The organism is Paenibacillus sp. FSL R10-2736 (genome assembly GCF_038000245.1).
Classification (GTDB): domain Bacteria; phylum Bacillota; class Bacilli; order Paenibacillales; family Paenibacillaceae; genus Paenibacillus_AQ; species Paenibacillus_AQ phytohabitans.
Genome location: NZ_JBBOBN010000001.1, coordinates 4,190,763 through 4,213,009, shown reverse-complemented (window position 1 = coordinate 4,213,009; position 22,247 = coordinate 4,190,763). Strand labels below are relative to the sequence as shown.

Genomic DNA, 22,247 nt, shown 5'->3' with positions numbered 1-22,247 from the left:
GATGGCTACGAGTGAAGAAACACTGCTGAAGGAGTATTATCACAGTCTGTCAGTCGAAGCGGATGAAATTGCTGAGCTGAAGCTGAATGCTGCAATTCGCAAGGGGATAACCCGGTCGCAGAAATTCAATATGTCTCTAAAAGCGCGTTATGTTTTGGGTTCGGCGGCTATGCTGGCGATTCTGCTGCTGTTCGTTTTTCCTTGGGGGAGCGAGGCTTTGAAGCCGCGAAGTTCTGCTCTGAGCTCACAGGTCACGGCGCAGGATATGAAGTGGTTTGATGCTTACAGCAAAGTTGCCGGAGGTGATTCTACAGTTACTTCAGCTTTTGCCGCAGGCCTCATTAAGCCGTTAAGCGGCGCAACAGCAGAGAAGGATGGGTATGTTCTGACAGTGGAAGCCGTTGCAGCAGACCGGATGGGAATCCTCTTTTTCTATAAGCTGGAGAATAAGAACTTAAGTGCATCTGCTTATTCGCTCTCAGTGACTACAGTTGCAGATATAGAACTAGGACAAGGGGCTTACTTCAGCAGTAATCCGAAAGCTGTATCTGGAGTAACACGAGGATACCAAAAAGCACTTTGGAACCGCAATTATACGAAGCTGCCGGAGCGGATGGCGGTAAAGCTGAGTGTGGTGGGGCCGGTAGGCGGGGTGGTCGATGGCATACAGAATTTTGCGACAACCAATGAGGTGTATGTCCCGATTACCATTGAGCAGAATGCTGTTGCACGGTCCGGAGAGACCGTATCCATTAACCGTACAATGGAAATCGCGGGCCAGGATGTTAAGATCGGGGACGTATATATAGCTGCAACTGGCATCTATGTGGAAACTGCATACAGCCCGCAGAATTCCGTGGAAATATTCGGTCTGAACAGCCCGCATATTCTGCTTGGAGGCGGTAATGATTTCACTGCATTGTATTCAAAAGCATCGATTAATGTTGAGGGCAAACAGTTCCTCATGTTCCCGGGAAGTGAATTATCGTTAGGCACCATGAAGCTGCAAATTGATGGTGTCGTCGGTCTTGAGAAATCCGCCCAGGAGCTGATAGTAGATACGGATAAGAAGCAAATAATCAAAGGACCTGACGACCGCCTGCGGATAACCGCTGCGTCAAACACTCACAGCCTGATTCTGGAATATCTGCGACCAAGCAATAAAAGTACTGCTTATACCGCAAATGTAATTCTGGACCAGACGTTCAAGGACGGAGCGGGCAAGCTGCATACGGCTACGTATAATTCCGCGGTGCCTGTTATTGATCCTGCTCATGCTGACGACAAGGTTCCTCCGATTCAGTTTGGATACAAGCTGGGAACGGCTGAGCTGCCGCAGCCTTTGACTTTCAAGATCATCAGTTACCCGAATCTGATTAAAGGTTCAGCAGAGCTTACTCTTCGCAAATAACACAATGTAATTTAAAAAGCCCTGCTCGCCGCTACAGCGGTGAACAGGGCTCTTCATGTATCTTCACGTATTAGTTTCACTTAATTTCAATAGGTTACGGCCTTATTCCCCCGCCAGCGCATCGCAGAAAGCCTTGCCGTAAGGCGGCAGATCCGGTGGACGGCGGGCGGAAATGATATGTCCGTCGGTTACCACAGGCTCGTCCTTCCAGATGGCTCCGGCATTCTCCATATCATCACGGATGCCTGGAGTGGAAGTGACGGTCACGCCATCCAGTATTTTGGCAGAGATCAGTACCCAGCCGGCATGGCAGATCTGGCCGATGGGCTTTTTCACAGCATTGAAATCCTGTACGAGCTTCAGCACTGCGCTGTAACGGCGGATTTTGTCGGGAGCCCAGCCTCCGGGTACCAGGATGCCGTCATAATCAGCTGCGTTCAGTTCATCCCATGAATATTCAGCGGTGGCGGGTACGCCGTATTTGCCCACATAGGTCTTGTTTTTCTCCAGTCCGGCCAAATGAACCTCGGCACCTTCTTCCCGCACGCGGTACACAGGATACCAGAGCTCCAAATCTTCAAACTCATCATCTACAAGCGCTATAACCTTTTTGCCAGCCAGTCTCATTCCATGCAGCTCCTTCCGGTTAATAACATCTCGGTTCTAAGCCATTCTATCAAAAGAAAAAGTTGAAGTCACCTTTCATATGGTAAAGTCTAAGTATTTTGCCAATTAAATCATTATATGCAAAACGGCAGGGATTCGCAGGAGTAAGGTCGAATATAGCATCTGAACAGGTAACCTTACGTGTTTTTTGAAAGATAATGGATAGGCTTCACGCAATAATTGTTCCAGGACGGCGTAGCTGTTTCTGCTTGGATTATTAAAAGATCATTCTGAGGTGTGGGAGATGTATAAAGATAATTTAATGAAGAAGTCATGCGGCTGCGGCGGGATCATGACCATACATATGCATACGCTGATTTATAGTGCAAAGATCAAAATTACTCATGTACCGGTATATACCTGCAGGCAGTGTGCCCGCTATGAACCTTTGCCCGTGATCAAACGGGATCTGGGGAAGCTCATCGGTGAGCTTGCTGCTAATCCGCCTGGCCGGAAGCAGCTCTCATTTGCAGAGCGCAATGAGTGGGCCAGTGTGCTGAAGGAAACGTTTGCTTCCGGTTTATTTGCCGGCGGGTTGCCTGAACTGGAGGAGTCCATCCGGAGTGCGATTCAGGGGCGGATTGATCTGCTATTGGACATTTACCGCTTAGCTGTGGATATGTCCGACAGGTCATGGATGGGTGAAACTGGACTTAGACTGTCCCAATTAACGGCTCAATCGGCAGAAAGTGCCAAATAAATGGCGTTTTTTGGCGTTTTGAAAAATTTTTCTGCAAAATCAATGAAAATCTTTCAACGAATGTTGGATTTTTCACGCACTTTTTGATACGATAGAAAGAGATTACAGGATTGCTGCAGCTGTCCGGTGGTTGGAGCGCAATATCGGCTTTGATCCGCCGCTGCATTTCTGAAATTTAAAGCGGTTTACGGCTGGGAGTTATTGGAGTATCAGGAATTGGCGGAAGGCGTAAAAGCCGCGCCAGGACTGGCGTTTCAACCTTTGAAAGAAATTTTGAAAGGAAAATGAAGCGTTATCATTGCACAATTGTACAAAGTGTCGTATCATAATTTTAATTAGTCGAACGATAAAATTTATCGCAATGGAGAGAGTAATTTGACGGTAACCATTTACGATGTAGCTCGAGAAGCAGGCGTATCTATGGCTACGGTATCACGGGTTGTGAATAATAACCCGAACGTGAAACCGCAGACCCGGAAGAAGGTTTTTGAAGCGATTGAGCGTTTGGGCTATCGTCCAAATGCCGTGGCGAGAGGTCTCGCCAGCAAGAAAACGACAACCGTTGGGGTTGTTATCCCTGATATCTCCAACTCGATTTTTGCGGAAATTGCACGCGGGATTGAAGATATTGCCAATATGTATCACTACAATATCATTTTGTGTAATGCGGACAAGCGCAAGGAGAAGGAAATTCGTGTTATTAACACGCTGCTTGAGAAACAAGTGGACGGGCTGCTCTTCATGGGCGGAACCGTTACGGAGGAGCATATTCAGGCCTTCCAGACCTCAGCAGTTCCAATTGTGCTCTGCGCCACTCGTGATGAGAAGGGCACCTACCCTTCCGTCGATATCGATCATGAGACGGCTGCGTTTGATGCAGTGAACACGCTCATCCGTCACGGCCACCGTGAGATTGCAATGATCAGCGGAACACTGCAGGATCCCGCGAACGGCTATGCCCGGTTCCACGGCTACAAGAAAGCGCTGGAAGCGGCAGGCATTGAGTACCAGGAGGATCTCGTCCGCATCGGTAACTATCGTTACGAATCCGGTGTCGAAGCGATGAAGTATTTCCTCGGCCTTAAGAAGAAACCAACCGCTATTTTTGCAGCAACCGATGAGATGGCCATTGGGGCAATTCACAGTATTCAGGATGAAGGAATGAAGGTTCCAGACGATTTCTCGATCATCAGTGTCGACAATATCCGGATGGCATCTATGGTTCGTCCTTTGCTCACTACTGTGGCACAGCCAATGTACGATCTGGGAGCAGTAGCGATGAGACTGCTGACGAAACTGATGAAGAAGGAAACGGTGGAGAACCCGCGGGTTATTCTGCCGCATGAAACCATTCTTCGCCTGTCCGTCAACCATGTGAACAAATAAGATTTGTCCGTTCAACAAGTGAATATAAGGTACGTAGGAAGCTCCTTCGGGAGCTTTTTATGTTTCAGGAAGTTATAAATGGGAGGGTTAAGGATGAGTGAAGTTCTGGGTCTGATTGGCGCAATGGATGAAGAGATTATGCTGCTGCTTGAGGAAATGGAGAATAGAGAGACAACCGTGAAGGCGGGGATTACCTTCCATAAGGGAACTGTATTCGGCAAAACAGCGGTGCTCTGCAAATCGGGGGTCGGCAAGGTGAATGCTGCAGTAACAACGCAGATTCTGCTGGACAGCTTCTGCGTTTCGCGGGTATTGTTCACTGGTGTGGCAGGTGCAGTGCATCCCGATTTGAATATCGGGGACATTGTCATTTCATCGCAGTGCATCCAGCACGATATGGATGTGACAGCGCTTGGTTACGCCAGAGGGGTGATTCCCTACCAGGAGACCTCTTCATTTCCGGCAGATCCGCAGCTGGTGAAGCTGGCGGAGCAGGCGTGCCGGGAGCTGAAGCAGAAGTCTGTGACAGGCATTGTACTGTCAGGAGATCAGTTTATTGCAAGTAAGGATACCGTTACCGTGCTGCGTGAGCAGCTGGACGGAGCTTGTGCCGAGATGGAGGGGGCCGCTGTCGCCCAGGTCTGCAATATGAACGGGATGCCGTTTGTGATCATCCGTTCCATGTCTGACAAAGCGGATGGTTCGGCCCATGTCAATTACCGTGAGTTCACGGTGACTGCTTCGGAACGTTCACACGCCATACTGGAGTATATGCTGAAGGCAATGTAAGCTCCGCGTAATGCAATTCCGGCCCTATCAATACATGAACCGCTGTCTGAAGCGGACCCGGTCGAAGGTCTCGCGGGAGGACAGCGGAACAGCCTGGCCCATGCGGACCATCAGGCAATTGGCCGGATGGGAGCAGATTTCCGGGTCATCCGTGGCATACCACACCATATCTACGGTCTTCATCAGCTTCTCCATCATCTGCCGGTATTCCCAGACCGTGAGGCCGCTGCCCTTCAGATCCCAATGCCAATAATATTCCGTAGTGAATACGATGCAGTTCTCCAATTGCCCTTCTTCAAAAGCACTGGAGACCAGCAGCTTCGCAATCCCGCATCCCCGGTATTCATCCGCGACTTCGATGGCCCCCAGCTCTACGAGATCTTCCATCCCTCCCTGGGACCACAGCTCCAGCTCATCCGGATAATGAAAGGTGACATACCCTACTATAACGCCTGAGACCACTGCAGCGACGACCCGGCCCTCCGGCAGTCCTGATATCTCGATCAATGCTTCCAGCTGCTCCTGCGGCTTCCGGAAGGCATCCAGATCGCGGTGCATAGCCAGGAGCTTGAGAGTATCCGGAGATAAAGGTCCTTCAACGGATATAAGCCTGTCTTTATGCTCTAAGGTATGGGACACGGGGATTTTGCAGTGCTCCATGATTGGGCTCCCTCCGGTTCACTATATTATGGAATGTAACCGCTTCCTGTGATATACTGGTTCCGACACGAAAAATTCACATTTAGCGCGTTGACATCATTGCAGTTAAGAGATTCTTACCCTTAAAGCTTAAATCAAACCAGTAGGGGAGGCAAGAGTAATGGGGCAAGTCCACAGCGAAATTTTGCCGGGCCGTGTGCAGCACTCGAATATGAAGGATTATTCAAGGGCTGTTGACGAATTCCGGTGGGAGGATGTCGAGAGAAGCTTCTCCTGGCATGGGACAGGTAAGGTGAATATGGCTCATGAAGCCGTAGACCGTCATGTGCAGGAAGGGCGGGGAGCAGCTACTGCTTTGATCTATAGTGATACTGTGCGCGAGGAGAGGTACACCTTTGCCGACTTGCGTGAACGGTCGAACAAGTTCGGTAATGTGCTCCATAAATATGGGATTGGCAAAGGGGACCGGGTATTCATCTTCATGCCGCGCACACCGGAGCTGTACTTCAGCCTGCTGGGCATTCTGAAGGTGGGAGCCGTAGCAGGACCGCTGTTCGAGGCGTTCATGGAAACGGCAGTGAAGGACCGCCTGGAGGATAGCGGAGCGGTGGCGCTGGTGACTACGCCGGAGCTGCTGCAGCGGGTGAAGCGCGACCAGCTTCCGGGGCTGCGCCACATTATTCTGGTCGGAGGTTCCGCAGCTGAAGATCCGGGGCTCCTGAGTTATGAAGAGGAAATGGCTGCAGCTTCAGCAGAGCTGGAACCGGAATGGCTGAGTCTTGAGGATGGTCTGATCATGCATTATACCTCCGGGTCCACCGGTAAGCCTAAGGGCATCTATCATGTGCAGCGGGCAATGATTCAGCATTATTATACAGGCAAGGTTGTACTGGATTTGCGTCCGGATGATGTGTACTGGTGTACGGCAGATCCCGGCTGGGTGACCGGAACCTCTTACGGGATCTTCGCTCCCTGGCTAAACGGAGTAGCCAACGTGATCCGGGGAGGCCGCTTCAGCCCGCAGGATTGGTATAAGACCATCGAACGCTATGGGGTTACGGTGTGGTACAGTGCACCTACGGCATTCCGTATGCTGATGGGCGCAGGGGAAGGAAGCCTTCAGGATATTGATCTGAGCAGTCTGCGCCATGTTCTGTCTGTAGGGGAACCGCTCAACCCGGAAGTCGTGCGCTGGGGGGATAAATTCTACCAACAGCGGATTCATGACACCTGGTGGATGACGGAGACAGGTGCGCAGCTGATCTGCAATTATCCGGGGATGGCTATCAAGCCCGGCTCCATGGGGCGGCCGCTGCCCGGAATTGAAGCCGCGATCCTGGATGATCACGGCAATATTCTGCCGCCGTATTCGATGGGCAACCTGGCGATCCGCACACCCTGGCCGTCGATGATGGGCAAGGTATGGAACAATCAGGCCAAATATGATGAATACTTCCGGATTGCCGGATGGTATATTTCCGGGGATTCGGCTTATATGGACGAAGACGGTTACTTCTGGTTCCAGGGCAGGATTGATGATGTAATCAATTCTTCCGGAGAGCGGATCGGTCCTTTCGAGGTGGAGAGCAAACTGGTTGAACACCCGGCGGTGGCTGAGGCAGGAGTGATCGGCAAGCCGGATGTGATGCGCGGAGAGATTATCAAAGCGTTCATTTCACTGCGGGATGGATACTCCCCGACTGCAGAGCTGAAGGACGAGATTGCTGCATTTGTCAAAGCGGGCCTCTCTGCCCATGCTGCGCCGCGCGAGATTGAATTCAAGGAGAAGCTTCCGAAGACCCGCTCCGGCAAAATTATGCGCCGTGTCCTGAAGGCCTGGGAGCTGCATCTTCCGGCAGGCGATTTATCTACGATTGAGGATTGAAGCCTATATCAGCCAGCCTATAGAAAAGACCGTTCCCTCAGATACAGGGAACGGTCTTTTGCAGTTCATTCAATGGGTGCCATCCATAGACTATAGCTTATGGCGTGGTTGCACCGGTATTGCCGCCAGCTCCGTTACTGCTGCCAGACGGCGTTGCTTCATTGCCGCCCGGCGGCTGGACAATGATCATTCCCGGATCATCGCTGCTTTCCGGGATAATACCCGGATCCGGCGTTGGCTCCGTGCCGTCAGAGCCCGGCACTTCCTCCGGAGGCAGCGTCGGCTCTGGTGTAGGCTGAGTCCCGGCTACACTGCCGGAGGCTGTCTCATGCCCTGCAACGTCTACAGCAGCCACATAGAAGGTGGCATTGGCGCTGGCAGGCGTGCCGGGCTTGAAGACGGTACTCTCACCGGCTGATAGCACAGCCTGCTTTTGGAAGGAGCCGCCGTTCAGTGAACGGTATAACCGGTAACCCGCAACATCGGATGATCCGCTTGGAGTGAAGGTAACTACAGCTTTGCCTGAACTGTAGGAGACCATCACTTCACCCGGAGCACTAGGCGCGTTGCCGTCATCCACCCGGGGGTCCACCTCAGTCGGGAAGTCTGTCTTGGCATCTTCCGGCATGTAGTACGACAGAGATTCATGTTCTTTCATGGCCGGGAAGGCCGCAAGCAGTTCTTTGACCAAGCTCTGAATCGGTTTCTCGCGTTTGACGACAATCTTCTCTTTCAGGAAATCCTCCGGCGTTCCTTCCAGCGGAAGGTAATTCACCCCGTTGTAGGTGATATATTTGGCTTTGGAGATTCCGTCATCACTTTCTGTGGGTACGAACTTGGCGTTGAACAGGTCCGTGGTGAATTTATCCGTCAGCTCCGACGGCTTCTTGCCGCTGTAAGCGGAGACCGTCGCTTTGACGATGCCCTCCGGCTTCGGGAATTCCTTCGTCACGAACAGCTCCGGACGTTTGTCGATCACGGTATTCATAACCTTGGTCCACAAAGTCTGCGCCTGCCGTTTCTGCGTATCTCCCTGCAGGGTGTTAATCTGTTCTTTGTACCCAACCCACATGCCCAGGGTAACATCCGGAGTATAGCCCATGAACCAGACATCCCCGTAGTTCTGCGTAGAACCGGTTTTGCCGACAATCGGAACTTCTTTGAAGTGCTCATATTTGCTTTTGACTGTACTTGCCGTACCGTCTGTTATTACTGTGCGCAGCATATCCGTCATCAGATAAGCGGTCTGCTCGGAGAAGACCTGCTCCGGATTCACTTTATGCTGATAGATGATCTTGCCTTGGGAGTCTACAATCTTCTCAATCATATAAGCATCATTGAATGCGCCCTGATTGCCGATTGAGGAATAGGCATTCGTTAATTCTTCAACGGAAACCCCGTAACGCAGCCCCCCGATTACTCCGGTCTGTGCGTTATAATCATCGTCCTGAATCGTGGTAATCCCCAGCTTTTTGGAAAAAGTCCAGGCATTCTCAATGCCAACCTTGTCATTGAACAGCTTCAAGGCCGGCAGGTTGAGGGATTTATTCAGGGCGTAACGGGCGGTAACCAGCCCCTGATAGCGGTTATTGGCATTCTTCGGAATGTGGAAGCCCTTGCCGCCGTCCTTCATAATAATCGGGGCATCATCCAGGATGCCGGCTGGCTGGATTAATCCGGCATCCAGCGCAGGCAGATACGCGGCAATCGGCTTCATGGTGGAACCGGGCTGGCGGACCATCTGGGTAGCATAATTCATTTGCTCGATGTTGAAGTCACGCCCTTCAATCATCCCGAGAATCGCTCCGGTCTTATTGTTAATCATGATGCCGGCCGTCTGTTCCTTGCCTCTGGCCTTGCTGTCCTTCGTGAAGTTATCACTGTCTTCCGAGATGCTGTGCATCGCGCTGTACACTTTCTTATCAATGGTAGTGTATACCCGGTAGCCCCCGGTCATCAGCTGCTGGCGGGCTTCCTCGAGAAGCAGCGTGTTGTCGGTGGTGGTAGCAGCAGAATCCGAAGCAGCACTTGTGTTGTCTTCGTTCAGCGTCAGCATAATTTCAGCCGCTTTGCGCTCTGTCTCCAGCATCAGATAAGGGAAGGTAGCATAAGCCTTCTTCGTATGCGGAGCAAGCGAGCCCTTGATATCAAAGAGCAGGGCTTCATCATACTGCGATGTAGTAATCTTGTTCTCTTCCAGCATCCGCCGCAGCACCAGGCGCTGGCGGTCCATGGCCCGGCCAAAGGCAGTCTCATTGAATTCGCCTACGCCGTTGAAGGCGGAGTATTTGGATGGGAGCTGGGGCAGGCCGGCCAGATAAGCCGCTTGTGCCACATTCAGCTTTTCCAGATCATCAAGACCGAAGATGCCTTTGGCGGCAGCCTTGATGCCGAATACATTATAACCGTTCGAACCGTTCCCGAAAGGAACCTTATTTAAGTATGCCGTTAAAATTTCCTGCTTGGACAGAAAACGTTCCAGCCGCAGCGACAGCAGGATCTCCTTCACCTTGCGGTCTTCTGTGCGGTCCAGATTCAGGAACACGCGGCGTGCCAGCTGCTGGGTCAGCGTGCTGCCCCCGGTCTGAACGGATTCGTTCAGCAGCCTCTGCTTGACTGCACGCAGGGTGCCGTTGAAATCCACCCCTTTATGATTGTAGAAATTATTGTCCTCTATAGCGAGAACGGCATCAATCACAAGCTGTGGAATATCGTTGAATTCAATGAGTCTGCGGTCTTCTTCCGTCCGGAGCTGGCCGATCGGCTGCCCGTCACTGAAATAGGCAAAGCCGGTAATGGCGTTCTGGCTGACTTCCTGTTGAATTAATTCTTCGGTGCGGACAGGGTCATCTTTCACTATCGAAGTCACGTAGCCTGCCACAGCGCCACCGGCAAACAGAATGCCGAGTATACCGAGTATAAACATCCACTTCACGACTGAACCGAACCTGCGGAGCCAGGATCTGCGCGGTGGACGCTGTTTTGCGGTCTTCTTCTTATTCTCCTCAACCATCGACGATTATCCTCCTTTTAACGGAACTATTATAGCACAATTTGGCGATTTTGAATGCGCTTCTGCCGCAGGGGATTTACTCTGACGTTGCTTTTGCCAAAGATTCTGAGAACGGAATAGTCCCAAGTGTTGTTTCCGGGAGCAAACTATAGGAGTACCGGTACGCAAAAGGGGGGATAGAACAAAAAAAGCTCCCGGATAAAGTATCCGGGAGCTTTGATCAGATTCGCTGGAAGCAGAATCTTAACGGTTGTAGAATTCGACGATTTGTTTCTCATCGATATCTTGGGACAGCTCGGCACGTTCCGGCAAACGAATGTATTTGCCTTCGAATGAACCATCAGCATATTCCAAGTAGCCTGGAAGGTGGGAGCGGTTGTCAAGAGCTTCTTTGATAGAACCCATAGCGCGGCTTCTTTCGCGAAGTCCGATAACGTCGCCCACGCTTACGCGGTAAGAAGCGATGTCGACTTTTTTGCCGTTAACGGTTACGTGGCCGTGGGATACCAGCTGACGTGCGCCTGCACGGGAGTTAGCAAATCCAAGACGGTAAACCAGGTTGTCCAAGCGGCTTTCGAGCAGGAACATGAAGTTTTCGCCCGCGATACCCTGGAGCTTTTGTGCTTTGGTGAAAAGAGTTTTAAACTGCTTTTCGCCCAAGCCGTACATGTGACGCAGTTTTTGTTTTTCCAAAAGCTGCATTCCGTAGTTACTTACTTTTCTGCGTTGGTTAGCGCCGTGCTGTCCTGGTGGGAAAGGGCGTTTCAGGTCTTTGCCTGTACCGCTTAGGGAAATGCCCAGACGGCGGCTGAGTTTGAATTTAGGTCCGGTGTAACGTGCCATTATAGTAGACTCCTTTTAATTTGAAAATGTATTGTAGGGCCTATTTGCGCCGCAAATCGTATCCGTGAAAGCGTTAGATGGTTTCACACTGCCGAGGGAAGTTCAGCCGCTGCCCTGGCAGTAACGAAATGCGTAGAGGGTGACACAACGTTACGCCCAATTAAGACTTGTTACAGTCTTGTTCAACAATAAATATTATATGAAAATGACAGTCAAAGTCAAGCGCAACTTAAAAGAGTTTTTGTCTGTCTTTGTCGTTAGTTCTTTGGTCCTAAAAAAAATCCCGGTTTTGAGGAAAATATGATGCAATACCTAAGAAAAGGGAGTAAAATATAGCTAATTAGATGCTATCGGGAAAATTTGATATCAAATAGCAAAGGGGATCCTCTTTATGTCGGAGCAGGAAGCATACGACCGCAAGGGCAGTCGTATGCTGTTACAGGACACCAAGCAATCAGGCGGAGATTATGAAGATCCCGCTGCTTGGCTGAGGGAGACGGACATAGTGTCCCATGATTTTCCTTATGCAGCCAACCTGATTGCCGAGAGTTTCAATGAATGGCTGGGACAGGCCGTCCCGTCCTTCGCCAAGTCTTGGAACTGGTGTGTACTGAACTTTGAAGCAGAATGGATTGATCCCATATACGAATTCCGGCAGGGGCGCTGGAAGTCAGAATGGGAAGAGGCGGCGGGAGCCTGCCTGCGCTCTGGCGGGATGCATGCCATTGAGGTTCAGGAGGCTGGACAGGCGCGGACATTATTAGCTATGCCGATTTTCACACGCGGGCACGGGGAAATATTCGCGGTCCTCGGCTGTGAGATGCCGTCAGAGCAGTATGCCGAAGGGGGAAGACATACGGCAGAAGCGATGTCGATGCACTTCCAGACCTGCTTTTATCATAAATTTGAGCATGTATTTGTTTCGGATCTTGCAGGTGTGCACCTGCATGCCGAGCGGGAGAGCAGCCGCCGTTCACTGCTCTTTCAGATTGTCCAGCGGATGCATGACAACATTGATGTGGATGCTGTGCTTACCGAGGTGATCGACAGTATTGCGGCGATGTATCCCGGGGCGCGGCTGGACCTGTACATGTCGCAGGACCACCGCAGTACGCATCCTCAGGTCAAACCGCTGCCGCTCCACTGGGCCATTAATGACGTCTGTGCCAGGGCCTTCAAGGATGGCCGGGTTGCGCTTCATGCCGGTCGTGAGGACAGCTGTACGGTCGAGGTAGGTCTTCCGCTCGGAGGCAAGCAGGGTGTCTATGGTGTCTTTCATATGGTAATGGACAAGCCCTCTTTCCGTGAAGTGGATCTGCGCTTTCTGACCATGGTTGCGGATACGGCCGGCACGGCATTCGAGAACGCCAAGCTGTATGAACGCTCCAACCAGCTTATCCGGGAGCTGCGCATGAGTAATGAGCTTACGCATCGTCTCAATCAGAGCCTGCGTCTTGGGGATATTTTTCAATTTGCCTTTGAGGAGCTGCTGGGGATGTTCGAGGCCGATTATTGCTGCATCCTCCATATGAATGAAGAAAGAGGCGGACTCGAAGTCATTGCCTGCAATCATATCCCGCTGCTGGGGGAATTGGTGGAAGCCGGGCAAGGACTGGGCGGGAAGGTCTATACTTCAGGCGAGCCGCTTCTTCTATCCGACTATAAGTACGCCGCCGGAGTGACGTCTAAGCTTTTGGATGCTACCGGCTCGCAGTCGCTGATCGCCACTCCGCTAAATGTAGGGGGAGAAGTCCGGGGGGCTATTATGCTTGCCCATAAGGACGCCCACTTCTTCTCCTATGACAGCTACAGGCTGCTGCAGGCTATGGCCGGGCATATCGGGCTTGCGGTCGGCAACGCGCGGCTGCATGCTGAAGTGCGGCGACTGGCGAACCGCGACAGTCTGACCGGGCTCTTCGCCCGGCATTATCTGGATGAGGAGATCAAACAGCGGCAGTCTACGGATTTCTGCGGAACGCTGATTGTTGTTGACATCGATCAGTTCAAGGCGGTCAATGACACTTACGGCCACCAGAAGGGTGACAAGATACTGAAGCAGGTAAGTGAAATTGTGAAGTCCTCGATCCGCCAGGGGGATATCGCCGCCAGGTGGGGCGGAGAAGAGCTTGCCGTGTATCTGCCCCAGCTTGGGGTGCAGCAGGCAGTATTTGTGGCCGAGCGCATCCGCAAGCGGGTGATGGGGGAGACGGAGCCGCGTGTAACCGTGTCCTGCGGTATTGCAGAGTGGAGCTGGACAGATGAGCGGGTGAGTGTAGAATCGCTGTTCTACCGGGCGGACATGGCGCTGTATGAAGCCAAGAACAACGGCCGGAACCAGGTAGTGATTGATAACAAAATCGTTGAGAATACCGCTAAGAATCCTTGGGCCTAAGCCTCAAGGGTTCTTTTATTTAGTTGGGGCCCCCGCAAAGTACTTGAGTCATCATCGAAGCCTAAGCTCCACTTTGTGGGGTTGTTTTTGGGGTTAATTTGCGTATAAGCCCTGCAATCAGGGAGACCCTAGGAAGAATGAATGATAATCCGACCGGAGGTCTTGAATGCCATGGTGAAATTATTGCTGTCCCGTGCAGGGATACTCTCCCTTGTCCTGCTGATCTGCTTGATTCCTGTAAGCGGCTGCGGCGTCATGAATGACAGGCCGGCTGACGAGGATCTGAGTCTCGTGCTGGCCGGGATGGACGGCAGTGACGGCGTTTCCTTCGAAGGGGCAGCAGCGCTGCTGGTCGGCGGCAAGGCGGTTCCGGAATCCTCACTCTATTATGGAGGAAAGGTGGCGGACCATAACAAGGTCAGCTTATATTCCCTGCTGCCGGACGGGAGCCAGCCGGGTACCGCCGCCGGATCAGCTCCGCATCCTCTTGAGCAGGGCTCAGGGGATGTTCCGGTCTACTACACCAGACTGGTGAAGGAAGACGGTGAATGGAAGACGCAGCAGGCAGCGCCGGCTCTGCAGGAGAGCAATCCGCTGGAGGCGCTGAACCCGCTCCGGCAGCTGGAAGAGTTGGAGGGGCTGGAGAAGACGGTAACCGAGGAGGCGGGGAATGCCAGGGGAACCCGCGTGCTGCGCATTGAACTGACGCCGGAGGAAGCGCGCAGCCAGCTGTCGGCGGAGCTGGAACGGGAGATGCAGGCGATAAGGCCCGCTAGCCAGGTTGCCGCTGGAACGGCTGCTGGGGAGCCCGCTAAGGAGCTGGAGGCACGCGCAGCATTATGGGAGCAGAAGCAGGCTGAACTGCAGCAGAGACTGAAGCAAGCCAGTATCAGAACGGTTTATTATCTCAAGGTAGACGCGAAGCGCAATCTGCCCGCGCGGCTGACCTGTAACCGGACGACAACCTCCCCCGGCCGTGCGGGAGTGGTTACTGAAGAAACCTACATTACACAGGTTGATTTCTATGGCTATCAATGAAAGCTCACATGCCGTAAGAGCTTGCGCTCTTTAGCGGGCGTGCTACAATATAACGGTATATTTATTTTCAGCATGAGGAAGGAAGAGAGAGAAACATGAATGATCCACGAATTCAGAAGCTTGCGGCGAACCTGGTAGGGTATTCCGTAAACGTACAACCCGGCGAGAATGTGCTCGTCGAAATGATCGGCAGTGAAAGAGATTTAATTAAAGCAGTAGTGGAAGAAGTGGGCAAAGCCGGAGGCCGTGCATTTGTACAGCTGACGGATCGTACCGTTCTGCGCAGCATGCTTAAATATGCAACACCTGAAGGCATCCAGACCTGGGCAGAGATCGACCTGAACCGGATGAAGCAGATGGACTGCTATATCGGCATCCGTGCCGGTGAGAATGTCAATGATCTGGCTGATGTGCCCGAAGAGAACATGAAGCTCTATAATTCACTCTATTCCCACCCGGTACATAGCGAACAACGCGTCAAGCATACCAAATGGGTAGTATTGCGTTACCCTAATGCCAGTATGGCGCAGCTTGCCAATACGACAACCGAGGCTTTTGAAGACTTTTACTTTGCGGTCTGCAATCTGGATTATGCCAAAATGGACAAAGCCCAGGATTCGCTGGCTGAGCTTATGCGCAGAACAGACAAGGTGCGGATTGCCGGTCCCGGAACGGAGCTTACCTTCTCCATCAAAGGCATCGGCGCAGAGAAATGCTCCGGCCAGAAGAACATTCCCGACGGTGAAGTCTACAGCGCACCGGTGCGTGACTCTGTGAACGGGACGATCAGCTACAATGCTGCGACGCTCTATAACGGCGTGACTTTTGAGAATGTGAAGTTTACGTTTGAGAACGGCAAAATCATCGAAGCCTCCAGTAATGACACGGTGCGGTTAAACGAAATACTCGATTCCGATGACGGCGCGCGCCATATCGGCGAATTCGCCATTGGCTTCAACCCGTATATTCTGCATCCGATGAAGGACATTCTGTTCGATGAGAAGATCGCAGGCAGCCTGCATTTTACACCGGGCCAGGCTTATGATGTGACTGACAACGGCAACCGTTCGTCCATTCACTGGGATCTCGTGCTCATTCAGCGTCCGGAGTACGGCGGCGGAGAGATTTACTTTGACGATGTGCTGATCCGCAAGGACGGGATTTTTGTGCTGCCGGAGCTTGAAGGTCTGAATCCCGAGAATCTGAAATAAAATGTAATACAAAGCTCTGAAATGCAAGCCTGCAAGCTTGTTTTCAAGAAACACCTTGCGTGAGTAAGCGGATTCAATGTATCATGGAATTGGTTACAAATGAACTTAAGTTTATTATCAAGTTGCGGAGGGATTCCTATGTCCAGTAACAATGCGGCAATCGTGGATATTGCACAAACAGCCAGCCAGTTTAATTCATCTATCGTTCTACAAGCGGACAACAAGTACATTGATGTTAAGAGTATCCTTGGTCTGTTCACTACTCTGGTATCCAGCCAAAGCTACGAGCTTCATGTACATGGCACAGATGCCGAGGAAGCCAAGAAAGCAATGAGCGAAGTATTTGCTAAGCACAATTTGAACTTTACAGTTGTAGCGGAGTAATCCATTATTACCGAAGACGTCCGGCCTTGCGGCAGGGCGTTTTTGCTGTGTGACCCGTAATATTTGTCCGTTCTTCACGAATCGTAAACTGAATTCTTGTATTAGGTCCTGATTTCGACTAATATTAAGTATAATAAGCAGTAGAAGCTGTAACTTTTGGACATAGGGGGGATAATGCATGACTTCATCGGATTTGCAGGAACAGCTTAATATCAAAGCAATCAATCTTCTACAAGAAGATGCCAATAAAATTGAGAAGCTTATTGAAGTGCAGATGGAGAATTTGGCGACTCGTTACTGCCCTCTCTATGAGGAAGTGCTGGATACCCAGATGTATGGTTTCTCCAGAGAGGTTGATTTTGCGGTCAGAGCCGGGCTGGTGCCTGAATTCACAGGCAAGCAGGTCCTGAGCAAGCTGGAACGCAACTTGGCTGTACTGTACGAAGCACTCAATAAGAAGGCTGAGGAGCGGGAGATGTAATTCCGGTCATTCATAAAAACGCACACGGGGACCCGGGAGGCCGCTCATGTGCGTTTTTTTTGTGCAGAGTTGTTATACCAGATAGAACGATACACCGAGAATCAGATATACCGCGAGCAGCAGCAGACCTTCGTACCAGTTGGTTGAGCCGTCCTGAATAATCGACTTGGCGATAAATACCGATACAGCAATAGCTACAATCTCGATGGTGGTGAATACGATGGACATGGTGTTGCCCATGAAGTAGCTGGCAAAGATCAGCACCGGTGCAACGAACAGGGCAATCTGCAGACTGCTTCCTACGGCAATCTCTACCGCAGCACCGATCTTGTTCTTCATGGCCAGCATAATGGCTGCACTGTGCTCGGCGGCATTACCTATGATTGCCACCAGGAACGCACCGACGAACAGCTCACTGAAGCCGAAGCGTTCTGTCAGGGTCTCAAGGGTGCCGACCAGCCATTCGCTGACGAAAGCGACCATAACGGTAGCGATCACCAGATAGAGGATTGAACGGTTTCTGGACCAGACCGGAGCATGCTCATTTGGCAGCTCTTCTGCACTGTCATCCGTTACATCAGCGAGATATTTCTTGTGCGTAATCATAGAGAAGACGAGCCAGGCCATGTAAGCGGCAATCAGGAGGCCGGCGACGACAAGGCTGAGTACATCTGTATCCTTCTCTGTGATAGAGTGGGTGTTGAAGAACATGGCAGGCACGAACAAGGCAATGACGGCAACAATCATCAGCGATCCGTTCAGCCCGGCGAGCGTGACATTGAAGTTCTGAACCTTGAACTTCATACCACCGGCAAAAATACTGAGTCCCAGCACCAGCAGAAGGTTACCGATGATCGAGCCGGTGAGACTGGCTTTGACCATGTCGAAAAGTCCTTCTTTGACCAGGAAGAAGGCGATGATCAGTTCGGCAGCGTTGCCGAATGTGGCGTTAAGGAACCCTCCAAGCCGCTGACCGGCATAGTGGGCTACGCTTTCTGTCGCCCGGCCGAGGAAACCGGCCACGAAGATAACCGAGATAGCGGACAATACGAACTGCAGGGTATGGTCCCAGTCCGCATAATGTCCGATGGCGCTGAGGAGGAAGGTGATGACCAGCAGCGCCGGCGAGATCCATTTTTTCAAGGTAAAGCACACTCCAGTCTCTGTATGTAGGTTGAATTCATAATCAATATACCCAAATTGTTCCTGACTGTAAACGGGAATGCGAGAAAGTCATTTGCTTTTTAGCCTGTTTTCGAATTACAATAATTGATAATGAGTGTAGGGGGGATATGGCATGGCAGAACAACTTCAACTTGAAATGGGAAATATACGGATATCGAATGATGTTGTCTCGAAAATTGCAGGATTGGCAGCTTTGGAGACTCCCGGAATTGCAGCCATGTCTGGCGGTTTGTCTGAGGGCTGGGCGAAACGCCTGAGCGGTAAGAATGTGCAGAAGGGCGTTACTGTTGAAGTGGGCCAGCTGGAAGCGGCAGTGGATTTGCGCATTATTGTTCTCTATGAAACGCCGATTCACGAAGTGTGCCGGATGCTGCAGCAGAATGTCCGCGAGGCTGTGGAGAGCATGACAGGGCTTCATATCGTAGAGGTAAATGTTAAGGTAGAAGGCGTGGCCTTCAAGAACGATGAGATCTCGTAAGCGCTAACTGCATAAAGCGCATGACGGGTACACAAAAGGCAGTCCGGGGAATTTATCCGGACTGCCTTTTGTTATACCTTATTCAACCGGTCAGGATGCAGCCTCTTAACGGGCACGCGTGCTGGCACGGCTATTCGCACGTACCTGTCTGACGGTAGTGACGGACTTGACGACTTCCTCTTTGGAGGGACGGTTGGTTTCCCTGGAGATGCTGAGCATAATCCCCATACAGAGCATGGTGACCAGCAAGGAAGAGCCGCCGTAGCTGATGAAGGGTAACGTAACTCCCGTAAGCGGAATGGTGTTGGTCACACCGCCGATATTGATAAAGGCCTGAATCGCAATCAGCCCCATCACACCTATGCCGACCAATGTGCCGAAGGGGTCTGTACACCGCAGCGCGATCAGAATGCCTCTCCAGATGAAATACAGATAGAGCAACAGGAAGACGGAGGTTCCTACAAATCCGAGCTCTTCACCGATAATGGCAAAAATAAAATCCGTATAAGGGTACGGCAGATAGTGCAGCTTCTGGATGCTTTGGCCGAAACCGGAGCCTTGTGTCCCGCCTTCTCCCAAAGCGATCAGTGACTGCATAATGTTATAGCCGCTGCCTTCCGAGTTATTCTCGGGGTCCAGGAAGGCCTCGATCCGGCCTTGTCTGTAATCCTGATTGGCCGCTGCCTTCTCGGTCGGCGGCGACAAGGAGTCGATGGCTGTCTTGGCTCCCATGACAAGTGCGACACCCAGGACCAGCAAGCCGATTGAGCCAAGAATATGCTTCATGCTCGCGCCGCCGGCATAGATAACAAGACCGCTGGTAGCCACGAGAATCAGACAAGAGCCCAGATCCGGCTGCATCATGATCAGTCCGGCCACAATACCGACGATGATCATCACAGGAATGTATCCGGTGCGAAGATCCCGCAAACGTTCGCCTTTTTTGGTGATGAGTGCAGACAGGTACAGAATGATAGAGATCTTGGCCAGCTCGGTAGGCTGGATGCCGAGGCCTCCGATGTTCAGCCAGCTCTTGGCTCCGTTAATTCTCTCGGTGGTAGCCACGAAGAGCAGAAGGACCAGCGTGATGACGAAGATTGGAGCGTACCATTTCTTGAACTTGCTGTAATGAATATTCATCACAGTGAACATGACGAAGCTTCCCAGCACGGCCCAGACTAACTGGCGTTTCACGAAATAAAAAGCGTCATAGCTGAATTTCTCACTGGCAAGGGTTAAGCTGGAGCTCGCGCTGAAGACCATGACCAGACCGAAGCCGACGAGCAGCAGGGTAAGAATAAGCAACTGGAAATCGGGCGTTCCTCTTTTGGGCAGGCTGGCTTTGGAGGCTGTTTTTCCCTTCGCGGTACTCAAGCTTCCAGCAGCTCTTTCAATTGATGAATATGCTCCGTTGCGGTATCCAGTACCGCCTGAGGCACCTTAGATTCATACTCCAGACCGTGGGGGAAAGTGGCTTTGCCCAAGTAGACGGCTTCAATGGCCAGTATGGCATCCGCCTTTTCCAGCTTCCCTTCCACAGCGCGGGTGTTGATCCGCAGGAAGTACTCGCCGCCGTTCTGGCGGTCTTCTATCTTGCAGTCGTATGTAGCGCGGTAGTATTCCCACTGCCAGCGGATAAACCCGGCCTTGGTTGCGCTCTCGTCCAGATAAAGAAGGTCACTCTTCAATCCTTCGAGGCCCGTGTTCTCAAATATCATAGCGCACAACTCCCCTGTATGAAGTATAATGATACATTTGTAATTAAAATTTGCGATGTTCCTCCTCATGATAGTATGTTTCACGGGGTTGTGCAAGGTAGAGCGGGCCTATTGATACCCACTTTTTTGTGTTTCTGTTACAATAAAAGATATATGGCATGCTGCGGCCGGTCTTTACATAGAAGAGTCAGACTGCAGGCTTGTCCGAAGTATGCTGCCGGAGAAGGGAATGGAGAATTATGGAGAGGTTAGCGGTAGAGGAGCTGCTGCCGGAGATGGTGAAATGGCGCCGCCATTTACACCGCCATCCGGAGCTGTCTTATCAGGAGAAGGAGACATCCGCCTATGTCGGGGCAAGACTGTCCGAGCTGGGGATTGAAGTTAGAAGAAGCGGGTCCGGCTTCGGGCTGACAGGTATACTTACAGGGGCACTGCCCGGCAGAACGGTTGTTCTGCGTGCAGATATGGATGCCCTGGCGATTACTGAAGAAAATGGACGGGAATATGCTTCGCAGAATCCCGGGGTTATGCATGCCTGCGGACATGACGGGCATACGGCTATGCTGCTGGCTGCGGCTGCTTATTACAGTGCACGCCGTGAAGATATCCGCGGCGAGATCCGTTTCCTGTTCCAGCCGGCGGAAGAGGTCTGTCCGGGCGGTGCAATGGGGATGATTGCAGAAGGTGTGCTGGATGGTGCAGATGCCGTCTATGGACTGCATCTGTGGACGCCGTTTCCGCTAGGAACCGTAGGCAGCGCGCCAGGCCCGCTGATGGCCTCCGCCGATGAATTTTTCATCGATATTATCGGCAAGGGCGGCCACGGCGGTATGCCGCACCGTACGGTGGACAGCATTGTGGCAGGGGCGGCTCTTGTCACCCAGCTGCAGAGCATAGTCAGCCGTACCGTAGATCCGTTGCGTCCTGCAGTGGTCAGCGTAGGGACGATTCAAGGCGGATCTGCCCAGAATATTATTGCCGAGCGCTGCCGGATTACCGGGACTGTGCGCGCGTTCGATGAAGAGACGCGCTATCTGATCCGCCGCAGAATCGAGGAGATGACGGCTTCCATCGCAGCGGCGTATGGTGCAGAGGCAACTGTTGATTATCTGATGGGTTACCCGCCGCTGGTGAATGATGAAGCGGAATTTAACCGCTTTTACCGTGTCGCCCCGGAAGCGCTGGGAGAAGGCGCAATTGTTATGCTGATGGAGAAAATTATGCCTGCGGAGGACTTCTCCTATTATGTTAAGGAAATCCCCGGCTGCTTCATCTTTGTGGGCGCTGGCAATCCTGCCAAGGATGCCGTCTATCCGCATCATCACAGCAAATTTGATTTTGACGAGGATGCCATGCTCTATGGGACGAAGCTTCTGGTAGCCATGGCCGATTCCTGTCTGAATGAACAATAATGTATCTGTATAATATTTGACGCTTGAGGAAAAACTACTCACAAATGGCATGGTGACATGGCAGACAGGAGGGTTCATTCTTGAAGACAGTCAAGGAAGTAATGACCGCCAATCCGGCTTCGGTCACGCTGCTCGATAATATCTATGAGGTTGCCGTCAAAATGAGAGATTACGGGACGGGCTTCATTCCTGTAGTAGATTCGGCCGACGGGGCAACGCTGCTGGGTGTAATCACGGACCGTGATCTTGTATTACGAGGCTATGCGGACAAGCATCCCGGCTCCACAGCCGTTGAAACCGTCATGAGCCGGGAGGTTATCTCCATTTCGGAGACGGCTTCTGTTGATGAGGCAGCGGAACTGATGGCTTCAAGGCAAATCCGCCGTATTCCGGTGACCCGTGACAAGAAGCTGATCGGAATTGTGTCGCTTGGCGACTTGGCGGTGAAAAGGATTCATGCGGATGAGGCAGCAGAGGCGTTAAGCGGTATTTCCCAGCGGCAGCTGCATTAAATAGGGTTATGGAAAGCTCATGTCCGTTACGCGGAGGTGGGCTTTTTCAAAATTGAAATTAATATGCAGAAAGCCCCACGGTG

At 51.8% G+C, this 22,247-nt stretch carries 20 protein-coding genes; 13 read left to right on the top strand and 7 right to left on the bottom strand.

Features of this window, described 5'->3' with window-relative positions:
- Position 1: 1 nt before the first annotated feature.
- A complete protein-coding gene (locus tag NSQ73_RS18285; RefSeq protein ID WP_340987559.1) occupies positions 2–1,411 on the top strand; it encodes a hypothetical protein in 1,410 nt (469 codons plus the stop codon).
- 102 nt (positions 1,412–1,513) lie between these two features.
- Here NSQ73_RS18285 and NSQ73_RS18280 read toward each other — a convergent pair whose 3' ends face one another.
- Entirely contained in the window at positions 1,514–2,038 is a 525-nt protein-coding gene (locus NSQ73_RS18280) for a type 1 glutamine amidotransferase domain-containing protein (protein WP_340987558.1), read from the bottom strand.
- A 283-nt stretch (positions 2,039–2,321) separates the two neighbouring features.
- On the opposite strand from NSQ73_RS18280, the gene NSQ73_RS18275 reads away from it, so the two are divergent.
- The 3 genes from NSQ73_RS18275 (at position 2,322) to NSQ73_RS18265 (ending at position 4,952) form a co-directional block, all read left to right on the top strand.
- Positions 2,322–2,777 carry a hypothetical protein gene (locus NSQ73_RS18275; RefSeq protein ID WP_340987557.1) on the top strand — a complete coding sequence of 152 codons (456 nt, stop codon included), beginning with the start codon at positions 2,322–2,324 and terminating at the stop codon, positions 2,775–2,777.
- Between the two features lie 375 nt (positions 2,778–3,152).
- Positions 3,153–4,163 (top strand): catabolite control protein A, encoded by a 1,011-nt coding sequence (gene ccpA, locus NSQ73_RS18270; protein ID WP_340987556.1) that lies wholly within the window; start codon positions 3,153–3,155, stop codon positions 4,161–4,163.
- Between the two features lie 93 nt (positions 4,164–4,256).
- Positions 4,257–4,952 (top strand): 5'-methylthioadenosine/adenosylhomocysteine nucleosidase, encoded by a 696-nt coding sequence (locus NSQ73_RS18265; RefSeq protein WP_340987555.1) that lies wholly within the window; start codon positions 4,257–4,259, stop codon positions 4,950–4,952.
- 27 nt (positions 4,953–4,979) lie between these two features.
- Here the strand turns inward: NSQ73_RS18265 and NSQ73_RS18260 are convergent, their stop codons facing one another.
- Complete coding sequence (locus NSQ73_RS18260) at positions 4,980–5,612, bottom strand: GNAT family N-acetyltransferase (RefSeq protein ID WP_340987554.1); 633 nt, start codon at positions 5,610–5,612, stop codon at positions 4,980–4,982.
- A gap of 160 nt (positions 5,613–5,772) precedes the next feature.
- Here NSQ73_RS18260 and acsA point away from each other — a divergent pair, with 160 nt between their 5' ends.
- On the top strand, positions 5,773–7,497 hold the full coding sequence (acsA, locus tag NSQ73_RS18255; protein ID WP_340987553.1) for an acetate--CoA ligase: 1,725 nt from the start codon (positions 5,773–5,775) through the stop codon (positions 7,495–7,497).
- Between the two features lie 97 nt (positions 7,498–7,594).
- Here the strand turns inward: acsA and NSQ73_RS18250 are convergent, their stop codons facing one another.
- Both NSQ73_RS18250 and rpsD read right to left on the bottom strand, forming a co-directional pair.
- Entirely contained in the window at positions 7,595–10,510 is a 2,916-nt protein-coding gene (locus tag NSQ73_RS18250) for a transglycosylase domain-containing protein (RefSeq protein ID WP_340987551.1), read from the bottom strand.
- Positions 10,511–10,753: 243 nt separating this feature from the next.
- On the bottom strand, positions 10,754–11,353 hold the full coding sequence (gene rpsD / locus NSQ73_RS18245; protein WP_039297946.1) for a 30S ribosomal protein S4: 600 nt from the start codon (positions 11,351–11,353) through the stop codon (positions 10,754–10,756).
- Between the two features lie 391 nt (positions 11,354–11,744).
- Between rpsD and NSQ73_RS18240 the strand changes: the two genes are divergently transcribed.
- The 5 genes from NSQ73_RS18240 to NSQ73_RS18220 all read left to right on the top strand — a co-directional run bounded on the left by NSQ73_RS18240 (position 11,745) and on the right by NSQ73_RS18220 (position 16,859).
- The gene (locus NSQ73_RS18240; RefSeq protein ID WP_340987550.1) at positions 11,745–13,745 is read left to right on the top strand and encodes a sensor domain-containing diguanylate cyclase; all 2,001 of its coding nucleotides are present in this window, start codon (positions 11,745–11,747) and stop codon (positions 13,743–13,745) included.
- Between the two features lie 171 nt (positions 13,746–13,916).
- Entirely contained in the window at positions 13,917–14,783 is an 867-nt protein-coding gene (locus NSQ73_RS18235) for a hypothetical protein (RefSeq protein WP_340987549.1), read from the top strand.
- 95 nt (positions 14,784–14,878) lie between these two features.
- On the top strand, positions 14,879–15,994 hold the full coding sequence (locus tag NSQ73_RS18230) for an aminopeptidase (protein WP_042136541.1): 1,116 nt from the start codon (positions 14,879–14,881) through the stop codon (positions 15,992–15,994).
- A 138-nt stretch (positions 15,995–16,132) separates the two neighbouring features.
- A complete protein-coding gene (locus NSQ73_RS18225) occupies positions 16,133–16,378 on the top strand; it encodes an HPr family phosphocarrier protein (protein ID WP_042136544.1) in 246 nt (81 codons plus the stop codon).
- Positions 16,379–16,556: 178 nt separating this feature from the next.
- Complete coding sequence (locus NSQ73_RS18220; protein WP_039297956.1) at positions 16,557–16,859, top strand: YlaN family protein; 303 nt, start codon at positions 16,557–16,559, stop codon at positions 16,857–16,859.
- A 72-nt stretch (positions 16,860–16,931) separates the two neighbouring features.
- Here NSQ73_RS18220 and cax read toward each other — a convergent pair whose 3' ends face one another.
- Positions 16,932–18,002: a calcium/proton exchanger gene (cax, locus tag NSQ73_RS18215; RefSeq protein WP_171716452.1), complete on the bottom strand. Its 1,071-nt coding sequence runs from the start codon at positions 18,000–18,002 to the stop codon at positions 16,932–16,934.
- Between the two features lie 154 nt (positions 18,003–18,156).
- Here cax and NSQ73_RS18210 point away from each other — a divergent pair, with 154 nt between their 5' ends.
- Complete coding sequence (locus tag NSQ73_RS18210) at positions 18,157–18,522, top strand: Asp23/Gls24 family envelope stress response protein (protein ID WP_019911482.1); 366 nt, start codon at positions 18,157–18,159, stop codon at positions 18,520–18,522.
- Between the two features lie 105 nt (positions 18,523–18,627).
- On the opposite strand, the gene ftsW is transcribed toward NSQ73_RS18210, so the two are convergent.
- Positions 18,628–19,896: a putative lipid II flippase FtsW gene (gene ftsW / locus NSQ73_RS18205; protein WP_340987548.1), complete on the bottom strand. Its 1,269-nt coding sequence runs from the start codon at positions 19,894–19,896 to the stop codon at positions 18,628–18,630.
- Positions 19,893–20,240, bottom strand: coding sequence for a YugN family protein (locus NSQ73_RS18200; protein WP_042136549.1), 348 nt, complete (start codon positions 20,238–20,240; stop codon positions 19,893–19,895). The genes ftsW and NSQ73_RS18200 overlap by 4 nt, the downstream gene beginning before the upstream one ends.
- Before the next feature lie 239 nt (positions 20,241–20,479).
- Here NSQ73_RS18200 and NSQ73_RS18195 point away from each other — a divergent pair, with 239 nt between their 5' ends.
- Positions 20,480–21,652, top strand: a complete 1,173-nt coding sequence (locus NSQ73_RS18195) for an amidohydrolase (protein WP_340987547.1) — start codon at positions 20,480–20,482, stop codon at positions 21,650–21,652.
- Positions 21,653–21,732: 80 nt separating this feature from the next.
- Positions 21,733–22,164, top strand: a complete 432-nt coding sequence (locus tag NSQ73_RS18190) for a CBS domain-containing protein (RefSeq protein ID WP_076245407.1) — start codon at positions 21,733–21,735, stop codon at positions 22,162–22,164.
- Positions 22,165–22,247: the final 83 nt, after the last annotated feature.